The sequence below is a fragment of the uncultured Sulfitobacter sp. genome, assembly GCF_964021855.1.
Classification (GTDB): domain Bacteria; phylum Pseudomonadota; class Alphaproteobacteria; order Rhodobacterales; family Rhodobacteraceae; genus Sulfitobacter.
Window position 1 is genome coordinate 501,798 of record NZ_CAXHZD010000004.1, and the last position, 22,717, is coordinate 524,514.

The 22,717-nt window shown below is 51.5% G+C and carries 19 protein-coding genes; 9 read left to right on the forward strand and 10 right to left on the reverse strand.

The genetic code is table 11. From position 1 onward, the window contains the following. Positions 1-16: 16 nt before the first annotated feature. From AADJ11_RS15860 to AADJ11_RS15890, 7 genes are all read right to left on the reverse strand, one after another. Positions 17-1,066 carry an ornithine cyclodeaminase gene (locus AADJ11_RS15860; protein ID WP_341235485.1) on the reverse strand — a complete coding sequence of 350 codons (1,050 nt, stop codon included), beginning with the start codon at positions 1,064-1,066 and terminating at the stop codon, positions 17-19. After that, the gene (locus AADJ11_RS15865; RefSeq protein WP_341235486.1) at positions 1,047-1,955 is read right to left on the reverse strand and encodes a DMT family transporter; all 909 of its coding nucleotides are present in this window, start codon (positions 1,953-1,955) and stop codon (positions 1,047-1,049) included. The genes AADJ11_RS15860 and AADJ11_RS15865 overlap by 20 nt, the downstream gene beginning before the upstream one ends. Beyond that, complete coding sequence (locus tag AADJ11_RS15870) at positions 1,945-2,580, reverse strand: cysteine hydrolase (RefSeq protein WP_341235487.1); 636 nt, start codon at positions 2,578-2,580, stop codon at positions 1,945-1,947. The genes AADJ11_RS15865 and AADJ11_RS15870 overlap by 11 nt, the downstream gene beginning before the upstream one ends. A gap of 61 nt (positions 2,581-2,641) precedes the next feature. Next, positions 2,642-3,427 (reverse strand): ABC transporter permease, encoded by a 786-nt coding sequence (locus tag AADJ11_RS15875; RefSeq protein WP_341235488.1) that lies wholly within the window; start codon positions 3,425-3,427, stop codon positions 2,642-2,644. 3 nt (positions 3,428-3,430) lie between these two features. Next, positions 3,431-4,120, reverse strand: a complete 690-nt coding sequence (locus tag AADJ11_RS15880) for an ABC transporter permease subunit (protein ID WP_341235489.1) — start codon at positions 4,118-4,120, stop codon at positions 3,431-3,433. A 77-nt stretch (positions 4,121-4,197) separates the two neighbouring features. Further along, positions 4,198-4,968, reverse strand: a complete 771-nt coding sequence (locus tag AADJ11_RS15885; protein ID WP_341235490.1) for a transporter substrate-binding domain-containing protein — start codon at positions 4,966-4,968, stop codon at positions 4,198-4,200. 53 nt (positions 4,969-5,021) lie between these two features. Beyond that, a complete protein-coding gene (locus AADJ11_RS15890; RefSeq protein WP_341235491.1) occupies positions 5,022-5,816 on the reverse strand; it encodes an ABC transporter ATP-binding protein in 795 nt (264 codons plus the stop codon). Between the two features lie 117 nt (positions 5,817-5,933). Between AADJ11_RS15890 and AADJ11_RS15895 the strand changes: the two genes are divergently transcribed. The 6 genes from AADJ11_RS15895 to AADJ11_RS15920 all read left to right on the forward strand — a co-directional run bounded on the left by AADJ11_RS15895 (position 5,934) and on the right by AADJ11_RS15920 (position 14,327). Beyond that, the gene (locus AADJ11_RS15895) at positions 5,934-6,827 is read left to right on the forward strand and encodes a LysR family transcriptional regulator (RefSeq protein WP_341235492.1); all 894 of its coding nucleotides are present in this window, start codon (positions 5,934-5,936) and stop codon (positions 6,825-6,827) included. A 665-nt stretch (positions 6,828-7,492) separates the two neighbouring features. Continuing rightward, on the forward strand, positions 7,493-7,654 hold the full coding sequence (locus AADJ11_RS15900) for a hypothetical protein (RefSeq protein ID WP_341235493.1): 162 nt from the start codon (positions 7,493-7,495) through the stop codon (positions 7,652-7,654). Then, complete coding sequence (locus AADJ11_RS15905; RefSeq protein WP_341235494.1) at positions 7,614-9,026, forward strand: site-specific integrase; 1,413 nt, start codon at positions 7,614-7,616, stop codon at positions 9,024-9,026. The genes AADJ11_RS15900 and AADJ11_RS15905 overlap by 41 nt, the downstream gene beginning before the upstream one ends. A 29-nt stretch (positions 9,027-9,055) precedes the next feature. After that, positions 9,056-10,537, forward strand: coding sequence for a tyrosine-type recombinase/integrase (locus tag AADJ11_RS15910; RefSeq protein WP_341235495.1), 1,482 nt, complete (start codon positions 9,056-9,058; stop codon positions 10,535-10,537). A 436-nt stretch (positions 10,538-10,973) separates the two neighbouring features. Next, on the forward strand, positions 10,974-12,266 hold the full coding sequence (locus AADJ11_RS15915) for an HlyD family efflux transporter periplasmic adaptor subunit (protein WP_341235496.1): 1,293 nt from the start codon (positions 10,974-10,976) through the stop codon (positions 12,264-12,266). Between the two features lie 3 nt (positions 12,267-12,269). Then, on the forward strand, positions 12,270-14,327 hold the full coding sequence (locus AADJ11_RS15920) for a glycosyltransferase (RefSeq protein WP_341235497.1): 2,058 nt from the start codon (positions 12,270-12,272) through the stop codon (positions 14,325-14,327). 171 nt (positions 14,328-14,498) lie between these two features. Here the strand turns inward: AADJ11_RS15920 and AADJ11_RS15925 are convergent, their stop codons facing one another. Continuing rightward, on the reverse strand, positions 14,499-18,638 hold the full coding sequence (locus AADJ11_RS15925) for a hypothetical protein (protein ID WP_341235498.1): 4,140 nt from the start codon (positions 18,636-18,638) through the stop codon (positions 14,499-14,501). Positions 18,639-18,888: 250 nt separating this feature from the next. Here AADJ11_RS15925 and AADJ11_RS15930 point away from each other — a divergent pair, with 250 nt between their 5' ends. The 3 genes from AADJ11_RS15930 (at position 18,889) to AADJ11_RS15940 (ending at position 21,352) form a co-directional block, all read left to right on the forward strand. Continuing rightward, on the forward strand, positions 18,889-19,566 hold the full coding sequence (locus tag AADJ11_RS15930) for an SOS response-associated peptidase family protein (protein ID WP_341235499.1): 678 nt from the start codon (positions 18,889-18,891) through the stop codon (positions 19,564-19,566). 83 nt (positions 19,567-19,649) lie between these two features. Beyond that, entirely contained in the window at positions 19,650-20,084 is a 435-nt protein-coding gene (locus AADJ11_RS15935; protein ID WP_341235500.1) for a S24 family peptidase, read from the forward strand. Beyond that, positions 20,081-21,352 carry a Y-family DNA polymerase gene (locus tag AADJ11_RS15940; protein WP_341235501.1) on the forward strand — a complete coding sequence of 424 codons (1,272 nt, stop codon included), beginning with the start codon at positions 20,081-20,083 and terminating at the stop codon, positions 21,350-21,352. Before AADJ11_RS15935 ends, AADJ11_RS15940 begins: the two co-directional genes overlap by 4 nt. 412 nt (positions 21,353-21,764) lie before the next feature. On the opposite strand, the gene AADJ11_RS15945 is transcribed toward AADJ11_RS15940, so the two are convergent. Continuing rightward, positions 21,765-22,253, reverse strand: a complete 489-nt coding sequence (locus AADJ11_RS15945) for a hypothetical protein (RefSeq protein WP_341235502.1) — start codon at positions 22,251-22,253, stop codon at positions 21,765-21,767. Positions 22,254-22,408: 155 nt separating this feature from the next. Continuing rightward, the gene (locus AADJ11_RS15950) at positions 22,409-22,681 is read right to left on the reverse strand and encodes a hypothetical protein (protein WP_341235503.1); all 273 of its coding nucleotides are present in this window, start codon (positions 22,679-22,681) and stop codon (positions 22,409-22,411) included. Positions 22,682-22,717: the final 36 nt, after the last annotated feature.

The window sequence follows — 22,717 nt, forward strand, 5'->3', positions numbered from 1 at the left end:
CCTTTGCTGCCAGAGCTTATTGGTTCGCGCGTTCGAACATGCCGAACAGGTCGCGGGGGTCGTCGGGGTCCGCAACCATATCAAGGTTGGAGAACCACGGTGTGCCCTTGATCGCCTTTAGCACATAGCGCAGTGCGCTGAAATCCTCGATCGCAAAACCAACGCTGTCGAACAGCGTGATCTGTTTTGCGTCAGTGCGGCCCTTGGCCTTTCCAGAAATCACCTCCCATAATTCGGTCACGGGATGGTCGTCCTCCAGCTGCTGGATTTCGCCTTCGATCCGGGTTTGCGGCGGGTATTCCACGAAAATTTCGGAGCGCAACAGGATATCGCGGTGCAACTCTGTTTTGCCCGGGCAATCGCCACCAATCGCGTTGATATGCACGCCGCTGCCGACCATATTATCTGTCAGTATCGTGGCATTTTGTTTGTCCGCAGTGCAGGTGGTGATGATCTCTGCCCCCTCCATCGCTTCCTGGCCCGAGGTGCAAGACACAACGTTCAGGCCGTGTCGTTTCAGGTTAGCCGCGCAACGCGCAGTAGCAGACGGGTCGATGTCGTACAGGCGCACAGTGTCGATACCGCAGATTGCTTTGAACGCGAGGCACTGGAATTCCGACTGCGCACCATTGCCGATCATCGCCATGATACGTGCGCCTTTGGGTGCAAGGTGGCGCGCGGCCATCGCCGAAGAAGCGGCCGTGCGCAATGCGGTCAGCAAAGTCATTTCCGACAACAATTTCGGATAGCCTGTGTCCACATCCGCCAGAAGGCCAAATGCGGTGACGGTCTGCAACCCTTCCTTGGTGTTCTTGGGGTGACCGTTCACGTATTTGAAACCGTACATCTCTCTATCCGAAGTGGGCATCAATTCGATAACGCCTACGGCAGAATGGCTGGCGACTCGCGGTGTCTTGTCGAATAACTCCCAGCGTTTGAAGTCGGCCTCAATAGCTTCGGCAAGATCGCACAGGACGTTTTCGATTCCGATCTGGTGGACAAGGCCCATCATGTTTTCGACGGACACAAAGGGTACATAGGCGAGTTCAGACGGCAATGGGGGCATTTGCTTTTTCTTTCTGGCTGAGGGCCATCATGATGCCAGAGAGCAGGATTACAGCGATCCCCGCCCAAGCGAGTGGATTGGTTGCCGTGCCCCAAAGCAGAAATGCCCAGAGGCTTGCAAAAATCAGGAACGAATATTCGAATACGGCGACCACAGCCGGATTTCCAATCCGGTAGGCTTGGGCAATCAATGTAACCGCGATTACAGCGCCCACGGCTTGGAATAAGGTGAGCCAAAGGAAGCGAGCACTCGGGGCAGTCCAGGGCGCGGTTATGAACGTATCGCCGGGACAGATCGTGACCCACCCCATCATGATCAGGGCAGCCGCCCCGATGGTGACGAATATGCCAATGGCCAGTGCAATTGCGCTTTCGTCACTGCACCAGTGACGCGTCAGCGTCATCCCCAAACCATAGAACAACCCGGCTGCCAGTGGCATCATGGACAGCGGGGTCAGGTTCGCAAAGTCGGGCTGCAGCAAAATCAAAGCGCCAGCGAAACCGATGACGACGGCGAAGGCCCCGATTGCGCCGATCCTGTGACGGAACAAAAGGGCGGACAACAATACCACCCAAAGTGGCGCGCTAAACAGACCAGCCCCCGCTTGTGACACGGGCAAGGTTCCGAGTGCGGCAAAGTAGATCAATAACCCGACCGACACCGCAAGGCTGCGTCCCGCAAGCCGAGGCAGGTTGACCGGGCGTATCACACGCCCCGACATCCGCGCCGCCACCAGCAATAGTGGGACGGCGAATAGGGTACGAAACACTTGAAACTGCCACAGGCCTGCCTCTTGGCTGACGGGGGCAACGAAGTTGTCTATGAAGCTGAGGACCGCTGAGGCGGTTAGCGCAAGGCCGACCGCCATAAACGTTTTGTCAGGCAGCATCGGTTGCCACGCTGGTTTGCATCGCGTCCAGCACCTCATCCAACGACCGCACTGCGCCGTGTTGCAGGTACTCTACCGCTTTGAGCGAGGCGTCATGAGCCTCGCGGCTTGAGCCTGCGACGCAATCCTCGATCACGCGGCAGAAGTAGTCACCCTGATGCGCATCAACAAAGGTGTAGTGTACGCACACGTCGGTCAAGCCGCCGACAAGGATCAGAGTCTCGGCCTTGAGACCCTTCAACAGGATTTCCAGATCGGTGCCGTAGAATGCTGAATAGCGCCGTTTGGAAATGCGATAATCATCCGGGCGCATACCTAACTCTTCTTCGGCAAAGGCAGTCAGCGGGTTGCTATCAAGGCAATGCACGTCCTCGTCGCCATCGGTTTCGCGGCCCATGTCGATCAGGTTGGCGCGGTGAATTTCCTGAATGAATACCACCGGAATACCGACCTCGCGCGCCTTGTCGATCGCCACTTTGGAACGCGACATGCGCTCTGCATAGTCCGGCATATGAGCGATGGCACGTTTGTCGTCGGGAATTGGCGCAAAGGTGGATTTCTGGATGTCGATGACGATCAGCGCCGCGCGCCCTTCGATCAAGTCTCGTTTTTCTGAAGTTGTCATTGTTTTGCCTCTTACAGGAAGTGATATGGGTTTTTGTGGATCGAGGATTGGGACCCGGCGGTCATGCAGCCACTCTGGTGCTGCCGGGCGCGGGCGTTTCACGGGGCCGCAAGTGCCCAAGGAAGCGTTTTTCGGCCATTCGGAAAACAAAGGTGATCAGGAAGACGATTGCCATGTAGAACACCATCGCCGTTAAAAACCCCTCATAGGCCAGATAGTAACGGCCATTCAGCCAGCGCCCCACCCCCAACAGATCCTGCAATGTGACAGTGCTGGCGATGACAGACCCGTGCAGCGTGAATATGACCTCGTTGGAATAGGCCGGCAGGGCGCGGCGGAACGCATTGGGCAAAACCACCAACCGCATCCGGGTGAAGGGCGACATGCCACAAGCTTTGGCTGCTTCTACTTCACCGTGGGGTGTCGCCTCAATCGCGCCGCGCAAAAATTCGGTGGTATAGGCGGCGGTATTCAGTGTGAAGGCGATGATCACGCACCACCACGGATTGCTGAGGATCGGATCCCACAGGAAGCTTTCCTGAACGGCAGTGAATTGTCCGAGGGCGAAATAAGAGAGATAGACCTGAACCAAGAGCGGCGTGCCGCAGAAGACATAGGTATAGACACGGATCGCCGGGCTTAGGAACGGCTTGCGATAGGCGCGCGCGATGGCCAGTGGCACAGCAACCAATCCGCCCACAAGCAGAGCGAGGAACGTCAGTTGAAGCGTGACCAAGGCACCATCAAAGAACCGCGGCAGGTTGTCATAGATCAGCACGAAATCAATCGGGGATCGCGTCTCGCTGAAGCTTTGGAGGTATTCGTAAAAGCTGCGTTCGGATTCCATCGTCTATGCCTTTCTCACGCCAGCGGCGTACTTCCGGTCAACCCCGCGCAGGATAAGATCAGACAGGCCCGTGATGATTAGATAGATAACCATGACGGCAATCATGAAACTAAACAGTTGGTGCGTAGACCGTCCGGCCGAAAAGGCGTTCCAGACCAGATCGTGCAGGCCGATCACCGATACAAGAGCGGTGGATTTGACCAGCACCAACCAGTTGTTGGTAAAGCTTGGCAGTGCAAACCGTACCATTTGCGGCCATGTTACGATCCGGAATATCTGACCCGGTTTCATGCCTACGGCCATCGCTGCTTCGATCTGGCCGCGCGGAATGGCAAGGATCGCACCACGAAATGTCTCAGACATATAGGCCCCGAAGATAAAGCCAAGCGTCAGCACCCCGGCCACAAATTGGTTGATCTCGATGTAATCCCAAAGGCCCGTCAATCCGCCGATCTGGCTCAGCAATGTCTGGCCGCCAAAAAAGATCAACATCATCAAGACAAGGTCAGGCACGCTGCGCACGAAAAGAGTATAGATATTGCCCGCGCGCCGGACCCCGCGAGAAGACGAAAGCTTGGCAAAGGCACCGATCAGGCCCAACACAATGGACAAAAGCAGGGACAGAACCGCCAGCGAAATCGTGACCAGAGTACCCTCGATCAGGATCTGTTTGTATTCAAAGATCACGTCCATGTGCATTGTCCGTCAATGGGGGGATGTTGGGCGTCAGGGAAACAGCAAGGCTCCCCTGTCGCGTGGTTTCAGCAGGATTACTTGCCGTAGATATCGACGTCGAAATACTTGTCGTTGATCGCGGCATAGGTGCCGTTGGCGCGGATCGCTGCGATCGCCGCGGTCAGCTCATCGGCAAGCGCATCACCTTTGCGCACAGCGATGCCAGTACCCTCACCAAGGCATTCGGGATCGTCGATGTTTTCACCATAAAAGGCAAAGCCCTGACCCTGATCGGTGCTCAAGAAACCGTCGATGGCTTGCAAGGTATTGTTTAGCTGCAGGTCCAGACGCCCGGCGACCAGATCGGCAAATACGTCCTCTTGTGTGTTGTAAAGACGCAAGTCCGCATCAGGGAATGCTTTCTCAACATGGCATTGCAACGTCGTGCCGCGCAGAACACCGATTTTAAGACCCTTGCTGCCCTCAGCCGTCATGTCAAAGCTGGCATCTTCCTTGGCAATGAACCGCGACGGCGTATCATAGTATTTCCCAGTAAAATCGACGCGCTTCTTACGATCTTCGGTGATCGACATCGAAGCAACGATGGCGTCGTATTTGCGGGCGATCAGTGCCGGGATCATGCCGTCCCATTCCTGCTCAACCAGTTCGCATTCGCGCTTCAACTCTTCGCACAGGGCCTGCGCGATTTCGATGTCGAAGCCGGACAGCGACCCATCAGCTTCCTTTTGCGAGAACGGAGGATAAGCGCCCTCGACACCCATACGCAACGTGTCCGCGGTGGCGGTACTGGCCATGAATGCGAATGCACCAACGGCGGAGGCGAGAAGTGTTTGTTTGATATTCATGTGGGTACTCCCTTGTTTCGGATTGATTTTAGGTTTGATGCTTACACACCGGCTTACTGTCTGGTGGTCGACAGGAATTCCTTGAAGCGGTTAGATTTTGGCTCATTGAACATTTGTGCGGGTGCCCCCTGTTCCTCGATCAACCCCTGATGCAAGAAGATCACTTCGGACGAGACGTCGCGCGCAAAAGCCATTTCATGAGTGACAACAACCATCGTGCGCCCTTCCTCGGCAAGCGAGCGGATCACCTTCAGCACCTCACCCACAAGCTCTGGATCAAGCGCAGAGGTCGGCTCATCGAACAACATAACTTCGGGCTGCATGGCCAAGGCACGGGCGATCGCTGCGCGTTGTTGCTGACCGCCCGAAATATGGGATGGATAGTAGTCGCGGCGCTCATACATTCCGACGCGTTCCAACACCTCTTTGGCGTGTTCAATCGCCTCGGCCCGCGACTGCTTCAGAACGTGGATTGGTCCCGCGATAACATTCTCCAACACAGTCATATGCGACCACAAATTGAAGGACTGAAACACCATCGCCAGGCGGGCGCGGATGCGTTCAACCTGTCGTGGATCAGTAGGGTGTGACTCGCCGTGGCGATCCTTCGACATTTTGATGTCTTCACCATGAACTCTGATCAAACCAGATGTCGGAGTTTCCAAAAGATTGATGCAGCGCAGGAATGTGCTTTTGCCAGAACCGGACGACCCCAGCAGCGAAATCACATCGCCTTCACAAGCCTTGAGGGAAACACCCTTGAGAACCTCATGCGATCCGAAGGATTTGTGCAGATCGGTTACGCTAAGCGAGACATTGGATTTGTCGGCGGACAAGGCAGCGACCATGCGGGTTTCCGTTCTGCGTTAGGGAGCAATTCGTTAAAGGAAGGTTACTCACCATCAGCCTCAAACCAAAAGCGCGTTTAACTTGCTCTCAGCGAAGGTTTTAACTACGCTAAACTAATGAAGAACACGCTCCGTCATCTAAATGCGCTTAGGGTTTTTGAAGCTGCCGCACGGCATTGTAATTTTGCTAAAGCGGCCAGTGAATTGAATGTCAGCCACAGCGTTGTCAGCCAGCACATCAAGAATCTTGAGGCATGGTTCGGGACCGATCTTTTCATCAGGCATCGCAACCGGGTCGAGCTCAGTGAAAACGGGCGGGACTTGTTGCCGCAAGTCGCGAGCGGCCTTCAAACGCTTACCGATGCCAGTGAAACCCTTTTGCGCAAAACCCGTTCTGGTGCCGTCGTGGTCAGCGCGGAACCTGCGATTGCGTCCCTGTGGCTGCGCAAGCGGATCACAGAGTTTTGCAGTCTTTTTCCACGTATCGAAGTGGATTTAAGGCCAGCGTGGAGCCCCGCGCAGATCGGCGAAGGGCATGCGGATATCGCTATTCACTTCGAAACCAGAATGCCCGGAAGCGGGATTACCAGAGACCGCCTGTTTCCGATAAATGGCTTTCCCGCAGCATCTCCCTACCTCAATGCCCAACTCACGTCTCAAAATGCCCTTGTGGACTGGAGCAGCGCAACTCTCATTCACGACAATGGCAAAGAGACATGGCACAAATGGTACGCGGCGCATGAGCAGCAAAGCCTTGGCTGGAAAACTGGCAAGGTTTATTCCGACCTCTCACTCGCGATTGATGCCGCAATAGATGGTGAAGGCGTTATCCTCGCAGATAATATCTTATGCGAGCGCGAGTTATCATCGGGCCAGCTTGTCGCTGTGGATCAACGGACGATAAGATGTATCTGGTACGAAATTGGCCTGGACAAGAACACATCAGGATCGTCCGCCCCGGCGTTCTTCAAGAATTGGTTATTGGAACAGGCTCAATATCTGCGGACCTAAATTGTTGCGAGACTGCGCCGATCAGAAAAACGATAGCCTCAGTTCTGAAAGCCAGTAACAGCCGAGACATCGCATCAAGCCAGCCTAATTTCAAAAAATGTTGAATAGCTGCGTCGTCGAAAGTTTCGAAGGCTTAGAAACGTGCTCTATTTGTATCAAGATGCTACGTCTCTGGTTTCAATTTTTGAATATCCACCTGACATCAATCAAATGTTGGAGCGGAAATGGTCCCTTGATAGAAGAAACTACAATATTTGAATGGCCGCTTTTCCAGACTGAAGAGATACAGCTGCAATTGCAGCGAAGGTCCGGTTTCCGCCCTGTGCCGACCTACACGAACGGCCCAAAGCTACCGTTCGTGTAGATCGCGGTGGAGGTGGGGAATGAGCCCCATTCGCCTTTCTGTTAAAAATTTTAAAAATTCTTTCCAGAAGAACCGAAAATTAAAGTTTCGTTAATAGGTTGTATTTAAAACCGTTAAGGTAGAGTGGCTTCAGGCCCTGTAAAATTGTAGAATATCCCTACCGGCAGCAATGGATCCACGACAGAAATAAGAACCCATAAAGGCGGCTAAAGTTCAAACACTTATGCCATCGGGGCTTAGATACAACTTAACTAACATATTGTTTTATAATGAAAAAGCTGAACATTTATTGGAGGAACAAATGAGCGTACACGATCAAGTGTCGGCTTTGGAGCGCATTTTGACGAACTATATCGAAAAACATGGCTTTACCGAAGAAGCCCATGATTACTTTGTGCAGTACTACTTCAATGGTGCCAAAAATGAAATCTCCCAATCTTTCCGACCCAAAGGCGCAAATTGAGTTAAAAGAGCGCAAATCGCCTTATTGGAATATCTTGCAGTACGGTCGCCACATCGGATTGGAGAAGCAACCAGGCAAATCGATGATGTGGCTGGGAAGAGTTAGAACAAATGCTGGTAGCTACAAGCAGTTCAGGGTCGGGCCCTGCGCTCAGCGGGAAGTTGAGGGCCTTAATTTTAATGATGCATTGACGCTGGTCGAGGCCAAGTTTGCTGAACCCGACACTGTGGCCATCGCTTCGAAGGCATATAATGTCGGAACTAACCAGATATTACGGTATTCACGCTCAAAACATGGCTTTACCGTCGGCGATGCCATGATTGACTATGTCGAGTGGAAGAGAATTGCGGCCACTCATAAGAACTTCTTGGTCCTATTATCTTTGATAAATCATCATATCATTCCACGTTTGGGCGAACTCCAACTCTCAGAGCTTACAGGAAACGTAGTGACGTCCTTTTGTCGGGACATTCTCGAAACGCCTGCCGCTCGAGGTAACCAAAAGGCGCAGCCCCAAGTGTCAATCAGCGATCTCGACGCTGACACGCTGCGAAAACGAAAGTCCACAGTGAACACAGTTCTTGGTATCATGCGGCTTGCGCTTAAAATGGCATGGGAGAATGGCCAAACAGACGATGAACGCGCTTGGCGGCGTATCCGAAGACTTCCGAACTACGAGGCTCCACGGCAAATCTTTCTAACACGTATTGAGTGCCGCGCGCTCATCCGGCATTGCCGGGAGGATCTTAGCCTTCTGGTTCGAGGGGCACTGTATTCAGGCTGTCGGATAACTGAATTGGCCGAACTGCGCTGCCAAGACATCGGAAAAGATGTATTCGGCCTTTTCGTCTTAACGGCAAAAAGCCGTAAATCTCGACATGTTATTCTGCCTGAGGAGGGCATGCAGTTCTTTTTAAGCATGTGTCTCGAAAAGGAACCGAGTGATTTAGTTTTTAGGACGGAGCGTAACCAAAAATGGAATGGCCTCCACAAACACCTTTTCAAGGAAGCGGTCCGGTCCGCCGGGCTGCCTGAGCAATTCGTATTTCACGGACTGCGGCATACATATGCAAGTCAGCTTGTTCAGGCAGGGGCACCGTTAGCTATCATTGCCCGCCAATTGGGGCACTCGAACACGGATACAGTCAGCAGGACATATGGTCACTTATCCTCTTCAAGTATTGAGCGGGAGCTTGAACTGCGATTTGCGCCTCTCGGCGAAAGCCCGGTTATGTCAGACCCCAGCCTGAAAGCGCTAAGACTATCGTTGCAAATGAACGAGCAAACTTTGCCGACGGGCTCTTGGCCAAAGAGTAATTTTTCTTTGTTAGAGGGCGAATTACTGCCGGAGTTAAAACATGGGTTAAGCTGACGGAGGTGAAATAAAAAAGGCGACCAACCGTGCTCAAGAAAAAATTCACAGAAAATGTCCCGAAAATCGCATTAAGTTCTGTTAAAATATGTCGTTTCTCTAACATCAGTTTTATCAAAAACCTTGAATTCCGAAATGCTCCATATTGGCACTCTCTACTCGTATCACGACATCTTGGTATTCACCGACCCGACGGGCGAACATGTAACTGGACCGCACGCATTTTAACCAAGGACAAGCAGTACAAGCAAAAGTGCCTTGGGCCGGCCTTAAATACTGGAAAAGGCGAAATCTCTTTTCACGAAGCTATTGAGGGTGCCTTTCTTTGGTTCCAGGAAGCGGAAATCCGAGAAATAGCGAATGAGCCAACACCGACAGGCAGAGCGTCAGAGATTTGCATCTGCCCCATCGGTGACATTTACACCGTTGGTCACGCACTCAGAGATTATACTGAGTGGACCAAGCTATCGCGGTCGAAAGGAGGGCATTATAACAATCTCGTGCTGATCAACCATCATATTATACCCAAATTTTCTCATATCCCGCTGGAAGAGTTTAATGCGACCAATCTCGTATCATTGGCAAAGCAAGTTTTAGAGACCCCTCCAAAGTTCGGCTTCATGCCCCACAAGTCGCGGGTGCAAATTGATGACCTTTCCCGCGATGACATTCGGCGACGCAAGAAGACATTTAATTCATTGCTCAGTATAATGAAGATGGCATTTCAGCATGCTTGGGATAGCGGCAAGATCGAGTCAGAGAGACCGTGGCGATGCATCAAGCGTATCTCGGTAAACCACACCCCTCGTACGCTATTTTTGACAAGAGAGGAATGTAAGGACCTTCTGGAGGTCTGCGATCCCCCGTTGAAGTTATTAGTTTTAGGGGCGCTTTATACAGGTTGCCGCGTTGGGGAGTTGGGCGCGCTGCGCGTTGAGGATGTAGGTCGCCAAGGCTTTGGCTTGAGAGTGGATGCCTTTAAGAGGGCACCAGCGCGGTTCGTATTTTTACCTGATGAAGGCATGGCATTCTTTATGAAGCTTTGTGAAGGAAAGTCAGATAGGGACTATGTTTTTCTATCTCATAGAAAATTGCCTTGGAGAAGACAGCACACTCCGTTGTTTCGGCGCGCTGTTACGCAAGCCGGATTACCGGAAAAGTTTGTTTTTCACGGGTTAAGGCACACCTATGCAAGTGATCTCGTCCGCCAAGGTGTACCTCTCGAAGTGATTGCCAAACAACTCGGCCACGCAAACTCAATCGCTGTTAGCAACACTTATGGGCATCTGGCGGACCATTACAGAGAGGAGCAAATCCGGAAACGGTTTTCCGCCTTGTCGAGCGAAAATGCCAAATATGCGGCCAGCAAAGCCCAAACCTTAAATGCGTTGTGGAGTTCGTTTCAGAACCAAGATTGGCGACACTACGCGTCCGTACCTTCCAGTAATCTTCACCCACTACAATCATTAGGTAGGGCACATCCAGATGTAGCAAAAGTATTCTTAATCTGATGAGGGCAGATAAGTCCAAGGTATCTTACGAGCCTTATGTTGATAGGTTCCCCTGCAGAATGTTATCTTTTCTTGCAAGCACTAAGCATATCTGTGATGCCAAGAGTATAATGATTACAGAGCGAGTGAAACACTGACACTCTAAAGATTCACTCGTTGCTGGGTATTCTCATTATCGCGCATTATAAATTTTGGTGGATGAGATTTAATAGGGTACCCGCCTAAGTCCGGCTGCATCCTATTCGATTATCTTAGCAGCGAAGAAAAGACCGCAAGCTTCCTTCAAACTGCTTCATTTCTCGACGTCGTACCATAGCAAAGATCGCCTAACTTTTGACAAACGAGAGTGACAAGATGTGACAACTTCAAATATCACAGGTCAAGGGTGGTTGATGAAGCATTTGCACACTTAAAATGACCTCATAAAGGACAGCATATGCCAATTACTCTTCTTCGTGTTCTCATTGCCTTGGTTCTTTTAGCTGCGGTCGGCTTTACAGTTGCACCATATGCGACAAGTTATGTTTCGACATCCGCGGTTGTGAACGCACCGCTGATTAACGTCAGCGCCCCTTTCAGCGGGACTATTATCCAGCCGACTAAACCGGTTTCAGTAATAGTCGAAAGTGGGGAAACACTCATCGAACTGAAAAACTCTCAAAGTCAGCGGGGAGCTCTCCAAGCCGCGCAAACGAGACTTGGAGCTCTCAGCGGCGAGATAGTAGGAATGGACAAGCAGACTCGTGATTTGGCTCGTATTCGGGCCGATCTTATAGCCAGACGAGATGCACTGGTTGAGGCTCGTACGGCGTGGTTCATTCCGCGCCTGGCCGAGGCCACCGCGAACATTAGTCGCGCAACTACTGCTTTACAAAAAGCTCAAAGAAACTCCCAACGTATTGAAAAACTTGTAAAGAGTGGTTCTGTCACCCCAACAAATGCATCCGACGCAAGCGCCGAACTATCAGTCGCGATCGCTAATTTGGCGCAACAAAAAGCGGCATTTGACCAGCTAAAAGTCGAACGTGATACTCTCAACGGTGCGATGGGTATTGACCTAACGTCCAACGGTTTTGAGCAAATTGAATATCGATTGAACGAAATAGACGTTCGTCTGGCGGATATTAGTGCGCGCTTGCTTGAACGGCAGGCTCAACGTGCTGGCCTCAAGAACCAAATAAGAACTATGGGCCTTGAAGCAATACGTCAAGAAAGCTTTAAGCCGAATGTTACAACATCGGGAATAATCTGGGAGGCTTCTGCCCGCGAAGGAACCACCGTTGCCTTCGGAGAAAGTGTCGCACAGGTCCTCGATTGTTCACGGCGCTTTCTTGAAGTTCAACTACCAGAGCGGCACTTTGAGAACATTCCAACAGGAACAATCGCGACAGTTCAACTCAAAGGGTCGACAGATCGATTTACCGCCGAGGTCCTTGCAGCATACGGAAGCGGTGCACGTCCAAACCGTGAAATGCAAGCCGCGAGCCCAAGGATCATAACGATCGACGGTTTCAGAGTCATTGTTGGGCTGGGCAGTGCAAACTTGAAAGATGCCATCGCAGCAGGATCATTCTGCGATGTTGGCCGAACTGCCGATGTCCGGTTTGATTTGCACCAAGACAGTTTGTTGTCACGTATATCACGGCTGCTTTCGGGTTTTGGCGGGACTGCCCCCCTAAACGTGGAACCTACATTCGGCCAAGAGACTGCTCCAATAGAAACGGAATGAGGTATGCCCGATTTTCTTGTTCCAATTGCGTTGGTCGTAGCTTTGACCTTGCTTGTTCCGCGTCAGTGGATGTCAGGCGTCACCATGCGGCCCTTCGCCGTTTGGGTATTGTTAATAGCTACCTTGACAGTGATCGTTCGCTATCTCGCATGGCGTTTTACTGAGACGCTTCCTGTCTCTGGCACTGGTTTTTCCGAGGCTACTTTCGCGTGGTTTCTAATAGTTGTCGAAGTATTCGTCTGGTTTGATACAGCTGTGCTCTTTCTAATGCTTGCGCGTCGCAGGAATAACTCTGATGCGGCCTCAGCCGGCGAGAAGCGGCTTCGGTTAAGAGCACCAAATGATCTCCCCACGATCGATATCTTCATTGCAACTTATAACGAAGATATTGAAGTGCTGGAAAAAACAATTGCGGGCGCTATTGCGCTCGATTGGCCGAAGGATCGTTTTACTGTTTACATTCTTGATGATGGTAAGCGGGAGTGGCTTGAGAAGTACAGTGCACAAAAAGGCATCGAATACTTTACACGTAAGAACAACGATCACGCAAAAGCTGGCAATATCAACGCAGCTATTAAACGTACCAATAGTGAATTTTTTATGGTTCTCGATGCGGACTTTATTCCACAACAAAATTTTCTCTATCGCGCTATGGGGCTTTTCCAAGATGAGAAGGTCGGTATTGTCCAGATTCCCCACAATTTTTATAATGCTGATCCGATGCAAAACAATCTTGGATTGCGTAAGGTAATGCCTGATGATCAACGATTATTTTTTGATACTATAATGGTTGGCCGAGATGGTTGGGACGCGGCGTTTTGCTGTGGTTCAAATTCAATCACCCGCCGTGCCGCGATGGAAGCCATTGGGGGTGGCATGCCTACCGGTTCGATTACAGAAGACATGTTGCTGACGCTTGCACTTCTGCGCAAAGGATATGTCACGCGCTATCTTAATGAGCGTCTTGCAGTTGGACTCGCACCTGAGTCGCTCTCAGCAATGTACGTCCAACGCGCACGTTGGGCACGGGGTGCCATTCAAATGCTGTTCCTCCGCGATGGCCCACTGGGGCCCGGGATAAAGTTACGGCACCGTTTGATGTTTTTACCTCTGACTTGGATTGTGCAGCCATTTATGGTGATCGCCACAGTTCTGACCCCGATAGTCTGTCTCTGGACCGGCTGGTCCCCTCTTGGAAACGTAAGCGCGCAAGAAATACTCTCGTTACAAGTCCCGGCCATGCTGGCAACCCTATGTACCTTGCGATTAATTGCCCCTGATTCATTTTTTCCTTTGGCATCGACAGTGCATGCAGCCCTTCACGCGCCACGCATTTTACCAACGGTTATCACCACCCTTATCAAACCGCATGGACACGCCTTTAAGGTGACGCCAAAAGGCAGTGCCGCAGGCGGTGGCGGTATCGACCGCGCGATGATCTTTTGGCCGATAGCATTAATTTTGGCTGCAGCATTAGGACTCTACGTAAATGCAGATATTGATAGTCGGGTTGTTATGGACAACGGGCAACTTCCTATGCTCGCCTTTTGGGCAGTTATAAGCATGGTCTTGCTTTCTATCGTTCAGGCTGTCGCAGTTTCGCCCGACACCGAGCAACGAGAAGAACGCTTTGAGTTTAATGAGCCCTGTACAATTGCTACCAAACCAAACGAGCAGCTTTTGGCACAAATTGAAACATTGTCATTAGCTGGGGCGCGTATTGGACTTCAAAGCGAAAGTCAGGTTCCCCAGAATGTTAGATGGCTTCTTGTCGATATTCCAGAAATTGGGCCTGTCGCGGCCAATATCATAAAGCATAAGGGGTTGCAGATTGAGGTGAAATTCCATTTGCCTACAAATGAACAACGAAACCAATTGATGCGCATCCTCTTCACAATGGGGCGGGATAATTCGACCCAAGCGAAGGGCTCAGTTGCATTGGCGCTTCTATCGAGCATTTTTACAACCAATGAGACATCTACGCCTTCGCGCGTTCCTTCTGCCAAGCCACCACTTTGGCTGGAGAGAGCCAAGCAAAATGTTTCCAAGAATATTGTTTAAATATAGCCGGTTTGTAATAACGCCCATTTGAAATGGCCTCCGCCGCAAGGCTTCTGACAATACAAGCCATTACCTGCTTTCTGGCAGCATACGGCCCATTGCCGACTTTCGGGAAGCACCTGTGATGCTGCGACGCAGCTAGTCAAAGCCGACTTTAGTTTTCTGCTCAATCTAGTTTCTTGAAACATCAAGAACGAACACATCTACAAAAGCCGCCAACTCAGTCGGCATTTGCTCCTTAATACTTTTCTTGAGTGCTAGAGCGGTTGTAATAGTGGTGTTCTTCAGGCCTGCGACTTTCTCGTCCGGTCCGAACCAAAGAACAAGATAAACTCCCTGCTGCTCTGCATCAGGGTGAATTGAATACCTCTCATAAAGTTGTGCGGCGGCCGCAGTATATAGCTCGTCGTGCCACTGCCCTTTAACTTCTGTGACAAGCAGTCGACGCGTCCCGTCGATCATCTTAGTCGCAGTAAAGTCACTACGCTTTAAGGCTTTGAGTTGGTGCTCGGGTACTATGGAGATGCCTTGAGGTTGAAGACGAAGGTTCAGGCGCTCTGCGATCCTTTCGGTACTTTCATTTTCGTTCTTCCGGCGAAGCACCTTCACAGACTTTCCTAGCTTCTTATCCTTTTTCATAATTTTATCATAGAATACCACCGCTGAGTTGAATTCGCCTCCATCAATTGCTTTCTGGAACTCGTGCAGTTCTTGAACCAAGAGTTCCCTCAGCCCTTCCACCGTAACAACTGCATCGTGGTCCAAACATTTCACAATTTCCTGCGGTGTCGGTGGCTCAAAGTCTCTGAGTGCTTTTCTCCGAACTTGACCGGCACGAATGCTTTTCAGGTCTTTATGAAGGTCCGCACAACGCGCGTCAGTAAGAAGCCGATCAAGAACAGGGATGGCGTTATCGGGGTCGTCGGAGTTGATAGACCATATGACGTCGGTCAGAAAGCGATACGCGTTTTCCTCTTTGGGGCGTCCAGTCCCAAAACTGCTTGGCAGGTCCACTTTGGGCCATTGGCCCACAAACGCGCTCAAAATCGCTGCAACTTTTTCAGAGGTAAGCACCGGCCATGCAGGGTGATCGCTTCGGTTCAAGCGGCCAGAGCGTTCGTGAAACATTAGAACGGTATCTTTGTCTGCTTTGAGCCAATCCCAATAAACTGCGGGTGCATTGCCCAAAAAATAAAAAGCTCGCAAAAACCAGAACGCCCGCTTCTGTTCGATGTCCTCGTTTCCAGTAGCGTTGGGCCAGAAGAACACAAATTCCGCACATCGCGATGCAATGATCTCTTTCAGCTCTTCACGACTGCCATACTGCGCAGCAATCTCAAACAGGGTGTCCAGTGATCCCAACCCCAATCCACGGGACCGTCCAAGCCATTCAATTGAAAGTTTTGAGCGAAAGGGGCTAAAAGCCTCTTCGTGCTGAAGCCACCAAATTTCGGGGTTAGCACATCCCTGCATGGCCAATTGTGGTTCGACGTACCTCCGAAGAAAATCTTCAGCACTTGCAATGTCGGGGAAGATGAGGCGCTCGATCTCAGCTTTCAGCGCATTCCGGTCTTCCTCGGAGACAGCACTGTATCCCATATTGATGTTGGTACGCAGTGCTCTCAGTAAGCGTCGATCAACACATTCTAAGTGGCCTTGTTCCCGCAGGATTTCCAAGCAGGCGGCATAGAGGATTGTTTCAGCGTGGAGGCCCTGCGAGGCGCACTGGAGTTCGGCAAGGCGCTGCAGATCGGGTACGGCTTCATCAATGAAATCAAGGCAGCTCCTGAGAGCATTGCGAACGAGTTTCTCGTCACCAAACTCACGTTCGATTCTATCAGGGTGCTCGAGCACTAATTCCGCAAAACGAACCAAACAATTCCAGTGGCGACCACTTTCGACAAGCTTCCGGTTTTCTTGAACATACTTGATGTTCGCCGCATGCCTTTCGTCGTTTATTTTGCGACGGCGTCTCATTTTGCGACTATGCCTAAAGCTTGGCATACGATTTTCACGTTCGAACCGGTTCGCCGCTCGATTTGACTTCACCCACTCGCGCATGAACGCTGGTTTTTCTAACGCTTGTTTGCGCATGTGACGTCGCAGCGTGTCTACGCCGCGATCCGCAACATTCCGATGAACTTGATGCCGAGCCATGAAGCTCGACCATAGGATTGGATTGTTCGTATCGAAGGCTAGATCGACTACAAATTTGTAATCTGGGGCTCGCAGAAAGAGGCCCGAATGATGACCGTGCACAAACTGGAAATGCCGTTTCGAATCAAATATCTGGTCTTGGTCGTTCAGGTCACTAAACACGTGAGCGATAATACTTTGCCTGAGCCCATCGTCTTCCTGCAAAATATGGACTGCCTTGCTTTGATCTGAGCCTTTAGTCTCGTGAAAGTTGAGGTTTTCAACCCACTGCCAAACTCGTTTCGGATCGTGGGGAGGCGATGCAAGGTCGAAGTATCTATCCAGCATTAAGCCGACTATCTTGCTTATGCCATTTCGGCAGTCACACTCGAATGACTGTTTCCCGCATGTGCAGGTCAGGTCTTTTGTCAACTTGTCCAGCAGCCACTGGGTCGCGGCCGTATCTAACGTGTCAATGAAGCGCTTCACGAAATATCGCGACCCTATTGTGCGCTCATGTCGCTGTTGGTGACCGGGGTAGAGGTTCGCACAGACCCGAAAGAAACCCACGAGATACGACCGACCAAAGGCTTCTGGGCCGAGTGTCTCAATTGCCTGCGCGGCAACTTTCAGCGAAGTCTCGCTGGCCTCAAAGATGAGAACAGCTAGGTTTGCGCGATGATCATGTCCCGTCCAGCCAAGCAAACAGCTGTTGGCCAATATACGAGTATTTTCACTTTCGGTTGGCGAAAGAACAAGTTGGCGCAATTCTTCAGAAAATTGAGCAATTGCTGGCGACCCGGTCAAAAGTTCCAATATCAAATCGCGCAAGTGCCCATCGCCTGTTTGCGCTAATAGAGGCTTGATTTCGTCCACAATCGCTTGCGTGAAGAAGCCAGCAACACTGAACCTGCGCCAAAAATCACTTCTGCGAAAGTATGGGTCTTGGTCCGCAATGTACTTTAGTCGCTTCACAAGTAGGCTCTTTGACGAAGCATCTAGTTGAGACGGGTCACCGTTGGCTAGTACCGCATAGGGGTCAAGCGCAATCGTGGCTTCTTGAATATGCGTGTTGCCAAGCGATGCCATCCAGCCGACCATACCTCGGAGTTCATCTCGCACAGTCGAATTGGGTGCAATGATCGACAGACATTTCGAGATGGTCAATGGGTCTAAAGGGTCCGCAATCCGCTTAGTTAGATAATCCGCAGCACAGTATTCAGATACGATCTTATGAACCGGGCGATGCTGATCTGCGTTGTCTCCTGGTTTGAAGAGCCGGGTTGTAAGGATGACTGCCGCCGTATCTTCGTCTTCAAACAGCGTAGCAAGTAAAGGATACATCTGGTTTTCGCTGGCTTCGCTCGTTCCGATACCCTCTGCGCCGGACAGTAAAAGTTTGGCAAAGACTTCAGAGGCAAACTGTACCTTTCGTGAGTTGGAGAGTGTCTGCTTGCTTTTTGCTACTTTCGTATTGGCTTCTTTCGCCAATTGCACAACAGCTTGTTCAAAAATTGACCGCTTGTCGATAAAGTGTCGCCCACTCCCAACATAGGCGTCAGCAAAAAGTTTCAAGAACTGAGGGTTCGGAAGTAGTACATCTAAGTCAAAGCAAGCAACCTCCGCTTGGAACGCTGCAAAGTCTTCCCCCGGAGTATGGTTTTCAAAAATTAATCGTTGTTCTGCTTCATTAAATTCCCGAAGTCTAACGATCAACGGTGCGTGCCCAATAAATTCTTCGAATGAGCTAGTCGCTGCATTATTCCATTCGCTGGAGCGGCTTGAAACAATAACGTTAGTGGGGTGTGCTTTTTGGACCTTGCCAAGCAGTTTGTGGATGCCTGTTTCATCCACCTTCGCCAGTTCGTCAAAGGCATCAATAACAAGTGGGCTGTTCTCAGCTTTTGCTCCGACCTGCCCAAACACGTTTGCAGTAACAACTACACTGCCCAACTGATCAGCGAGGCTACTCATAAGTTCGGTTTTGCCACCGCCGGGTTCGCCCAGCACGACGATGTAACGAGAAGCCGTCAGAAGACCTGACTCGCTGTAGGACTTCTCGTTACTCGTGAGAGTGCGCTGCAAATAAAAACTTGAACTCATCCATTTTAGATACCAGCGCTGAAGCGAGAGGGTAAGGAAGAATCCAGCCAAAACCAGTGATGTTCCGAGCAAACTCCTGAAACACTTCGGATCGATGGAGCTTCTTCCACTGAATGGCAGCTTTTAATATTTGAACTATGGCGTCCTTTTCGCGCGGCGAAAGACCGGTTTCCGCCCGCCTCTACCGATATGAACGACCCTATTATCACGCCCTGTCGCTTTCAGAGCTGCGCTCACCAGCATAACATACGATCACTCCACCACTTTAAGCCCGAGTTGAATTGACAGATACTTGTTGCGTACCACCGCTGGGAGCCGTGACATGTGTAACCTCTACTCGAACACCCTGCCCTCTACGCTGATGCAGCAGCTCTTTGGGGTCGAGGGCCAGAATGACCAACTCGGCAACGCTGAACCTCTGACTGCGATCTTTCCCAAAGGCACTGCCCCCATTGTTGCGCTGAATGAAGACGGTGATCGGGCACTTTGGAACACACATTGGGGCTTTGTCTTGCCTCAGGTATCCAAGAAGACCGGCAAGCCGATCCAACCCAAAGCTGTTAATAATGCCCGTGACGACAAGCTGCGTAGTTCCCCGTTCTGGAAGAGTAGCTTTATCGAGCGACGCTGCCTGATCCCCGCATCAAGCTTTTGCGAGGCGAAGGGGCGCGCACCTGCGACCTACGTCTGGTTTGGCGTGAAGGGCGATGGAGACCGTCCTGCGTTCGCACTGGCCGGAATTTGGCGGGCCTTCTCAGGAGCGTACGGGACGGAGCATCGTGAGCTGACCACTTCATCGATGATTACCACCGTGCCAAACGATCTGGTCAAGGACACCCATCCTGACAGAATGCCGGCAATCCTGCGCCCTGAGGAGTATGACACATGGCTGACGGGCACCCCGGAGGACGCTTTCAAACTCATTCGCCCCTTCCCGGCGGAGAAAATGGTAATCCACCAAAGCGGTGAGGATTTGAAATCTGACCGAGGTGGACTTTGACGTAGCGGGAACGGGCCGATCAAACTTGACATGTGATCGGCAAATAGCAGATTGAGAACAAATAGCGAACACTTAGGATTCTCATGCCCCTGCACCCTATCGATCAACCAACCCTTGCAGCCACGCACCCTGTGCACCTCGTGAGCACCCCTGCCAGCGCGGGATTTCCATCGCCAGCGGGGGATGATCTGGAAGACGAGATTGATCCGATGGCCTGGGTTGTTCGCCATCCCGCCTCCACGTTCTGGTGGCGTGTTGAGGGCGATTGTCTGTGGGATGCAGGGATCCGCGATGGCGACATCATCGCAGTGGATCGCGCTGGAAAGCGGCGCGTTGGTCGTGCGGTGTTGGCTGTGGTCGATGGTGCCGTGACCGCAAAGATCCTCAGAAAGCGTGGCGATCGCTATTACCTTGCGCCCGCCAACAGCCAAGAACAGTTTCCTGATATTGAGTTGACCGAAGACAGCGAGATCTGGGGGGTGATAGCCGGGGTCGTGCGACGCTACGATCTGGCATGAAGCGCCCCATAGCGATCAGCGACAGCGCCAACTTCTACGTCAGCGCCGAGCGCATATTTGACCAGACTCTCAAGAATGTGCCGGTCATTGTTCTTTCAAACAATGATGGCTGCGCAATTGCACGCAGCGACGAGGCAAAGGCCCTTGGGATCAAGATGGGCCAACCGCTGCACCACATCCGAGACAAAATCGAAACACATGGCGTGCGCGTGTTCAGTTCCAATTACACGCTTTATGGCGATATCTCCCGGCGGGTTGTCGAGGTTTACGAAGACTTTACACCGAACGTGGATATCTACTCTATCGACGAATGTTTCCTGGATTTTGTGGGCTTCAAGGATCGCACCGCCCATGCCATCGAGTTACGCTCGGCAGTGCTGAGGCGTGTCGGTATCCCCGTGCGCATTGGTATTGCGCCCACCAAGACACTGGCAAAATGCGCGAACGATATCGCCAAGAAGAATCCGATTTTCGCTGGCGTGCTGGATTTGATGGATGATGCACTTGCCGATTGGCTTTTACCACGGGTGCCCGTCGGTGACATCTGGGGTATCGGCCGAAAGACGGAGCAAAAGCTCAAAGCCCTCAACATCCACACCGCCGGCGAACTACGCAACATGCCGATCAGGCAAGCGCGCGCGGTTGGGACGGTGGTATTGGAGAGGATCGTTTTGGAGCTGCAAGGAGAGGCCTGCCTCGCCTTCGAGGATGTGGAGCCGCAACGTAAAGGAATGGCAGTCACACGCTCCGCAGGGACGCCTATGGAGGACTTTGATACGCTGTTCCAAGCGATCACAGCACATGCGTCGCGTGGGGCTGAAAAGCTCCGCCAGCACGGGTTGGTCGCCGGCACGCTGACGGTATTCTTCCATACCAACCGGCACCGCCCTGACCGCCCTCAATATGCCGCGTCCAAATCAACACGAATGACACCTATGTCGTCAGATACCTTTGAACTCGTCGAAGCCGCAAGGCGCTGCGCCGTTGCTGCGTGGCCAAAGGCTCGGTCAGAAACCTTCGGGTTCACCAAAGCCGGTATCCTGCTGAACGACCTGGTGCGATACGAAGATCGCCCCCGGACACTGTTCGAACAGGAGCGACCGAAATCCCGCGCCTTGATGGTGGCGATAGACAAAGTAAACGACCGCTTCGGCAAGAAGACGATGGTTGTTGCCAGCGAAGGGGTAAAGCAATCTTGGCAACTCCGCGCAGACCATCGCAGCCCACGGTATACCACACGCATAGAGGATCTGCCTGTCGTGCGGTGAAGGTATGGCGGAAGTTCCGACGACGCTGAAAGCGCCCCATCATCGCCGGAACCACTAACTGTCAGTTTAGCTGATTACATCAGAAGCACTCGCCGCTTTGGCGAAAATTGCGGCCATTTGTTGCGCTCTATACCGAAGTCAGCTTTGCGGACGAAGTGGCCGTCCGCCTCAATCAGATAGATGACCGCTTCCAGCCCTTAGCGGACATTCACCGTACCATACCACCGCTGCGGTGCAGCCCGTCAGATCGGACTTTCGCTGCTGGTGCAAAATCGAACCGACAGCTAACTGGTAGTGTGCGGGGCCTTTCAGACCTTAGCCGCAAGAGGACCGATGTCTGGTTCAGCGAACTTTTCAACAAACGGTAGTTTTTGGAAGACACTGAACGTTCGCTCCGAACCCAAGGTATAAATTAAACAGGGGCTGCAGCTAGCGTTAGCAAACGGCTGTTAAAAGAAATCGTCAAAGTTCGACCCCAAGACCATGCTAATACGTGATATATCAGATGTGGGGACTTTAGTTTTAGCTCAATTCTTCCTGCGCCAGTATAGTTCTCGCTGTGCCGTATTTTTTCGACTTCATGGGGTGCAATATGCAGTCCAAAAGGCAGAATTCTGATGCCTTCGTCGTCAATCCTAATTTCTCTGAATTTTCGCGCAACAACAAAAAATGACCATATGCAATAAGGTCCAAACACTAGCATCACATAAAGTTTTACCGTCGAATAAATTGAGTTTTGATCAACAAAAAGTAACTCATAAACACCGATGGAAAATCCGAGAATGAACACGGTCCCAAACCAGAACATGAATCTGCTAACCCGCGGGCGATAAAGATATACCCCTGCATGGTTTGAGAGAAACGCTGTTATATCTTCACTGTGCTTATTGGTGGTGCTCATGGTCACTTTTACCTTAGTTTGGCTATCGTTGGAGTGTTTTGGCATTGGATTACGGCAATAGTTTGAACGGCAGCGATGCCCCGCAGAGCCAACCGCGCGAAGGTGTCAAAAACGCTCGTTTTTGGCACGGCCTCAAACCACCTCATTATAGGCCGTCAAAGAACCCGTTCAAAACCCAGCCAGTTCTGGACCGTTTTTGGCAAGCCATCCAAACAAAAATGCGCCGCGGTGCAGTATATTGGCAAAATGGTCTCTCTACTGCCATTAGCTGCAGTTCGCACGAAAAGCCGCTGAGTGTGATACGGGCCAAACTTTGCAAAGCTCGCTTTCTGCGCATAGCTGCCGTTGGTGAGAGATGCAGCAACGGATACAAAGGGCTCGCAGTAGACGTTAGCGGCAACGAACACTAAGGTCTGCTGGGCGGACATAGCGACAATTCGCTGCGCTCTGTACAAAGGTCTGCT

Bases quoted from the DNA above. Each gene is read 5' to 3' on its own strand.
- AADJ11_RS15940 (WP_341235501.1), top strand. From the start codon at position 20,081: ATGAAGCGCCCCATAGCGATCAGCGACAGCGCCAACTTCTACGTCAGC.
- AADJ11_RS15870 (WP_341235487.1), bottom strand. From the start codon at position 2,580: ATGACAACTTCAGAAAAACGAGACTTGATCGAAGGGCGCGCGGCGCTG.
- AADJ11_RS15880 (WP_341235489.1), bottom strand. From the start codon at position 4,120: ATGGACGTGATCTTTGAATACAAACAGATCCTGATCGAGGGTACTCTG.
- AADJ11_RS15860 (WP_341235485.1), bottom strand. From the start codon at position 1,066: ATGCCCCCATTGCCGTCTGAACTCGCCTATGTACCCTTTGTGTCCGTC.
- AADJ11_RS15920 (WP_341235497.1), top strand. From the start codon at position 12,270: ATGCCCGATTTTCTTGTTCCAATTGCGTTGGTCGTAGCTTTGACCTTG.
- AADJ11_RS15865 (WP_341235486.1), bottom strand. From the start codon at position 1,955: ATGCTGCCTGACAAAACGTTTATGGCGGTCGGCCTTGCGCTAACCGCC.
- AADJ11_RS15875 (WP_341235488.1), bottom strand. From the start codon at position 3,427: ATGGAATCCGAACGCAGCTTTTACGAATACCTCCAAAGCTTCAGCGAG.
- AADJ11_RS15900 (WP_341235493.1), top strand. From the start codon at position 7,493: ATGAGCGTACACGATCAAGTGTCGGCTTTGGAGCGCATTTTGACGAAC.
- AADJ11_RS15930 (WP_341235499.1), top strand. From the start codon at position 18,889: ATGTGTAACCTCTACTCGAACACCCTGCCCTCTACGCTGATGCAGCAG.
- AADJ11_RS15935 (WP_341235500.1), top strand. From the start codon at position 19,650: ATGCCCCTGCACCCTATCGATCAACCAACCCTTGCAGCCACGCACCCT.
- AADJ11_RS15885 (WP_341235490.1), bottom strand. From the start codon at position 4,968: ATGAATATCAAACAAACACTTCTCGCCTCCGCCGTTGGTGCATTCGCA.
- AADJ11_RS15915 (WP_341235496.1), top strand. From the start codon at position 10,974: ATGCCAATTACTCTTCTTCGTGTTCTCATTGCCTTGGTTCTTTTAGCT.
- AADJ11_RS15895 (WP_341235492.1), top strand. From the start codon at position 5,934: ATGAAGAACACGCTCCGTCATCTAAATGCGCTTAGGGTTTTTGAAGCT.
- AADJ11_RS15890 (WP_341235491.1), bottom strand. From the start codon at position 5,816: ATGGTCGCTGCCTTGTCCGCCGACAAATCCAATGTCTCGCTTAGCGTA.
- AADJ11_RS15945 (WP_341235502.1), bottom strand. From the start codon at position 22,253: ATGAGCACCACCAATAAGCACAGTGAAGATATAACAGCGTTTCTCTCA.
- AADJ11_RS15950 (WP_341235503.1), bottom strand. From the start codon at position 22,681: ATGTCCGCCCAGCAGACCTTAGTGTTCGTTGCCGCTAACGTCTACTGC.
- AADJ11_RS15905 (WP_341235494.1), top strand. From the start codon at position 7,614: ATGAAATCTCCCAATCTTTCCGACCCAAAGGCGCAAATTGAGTTAAAA.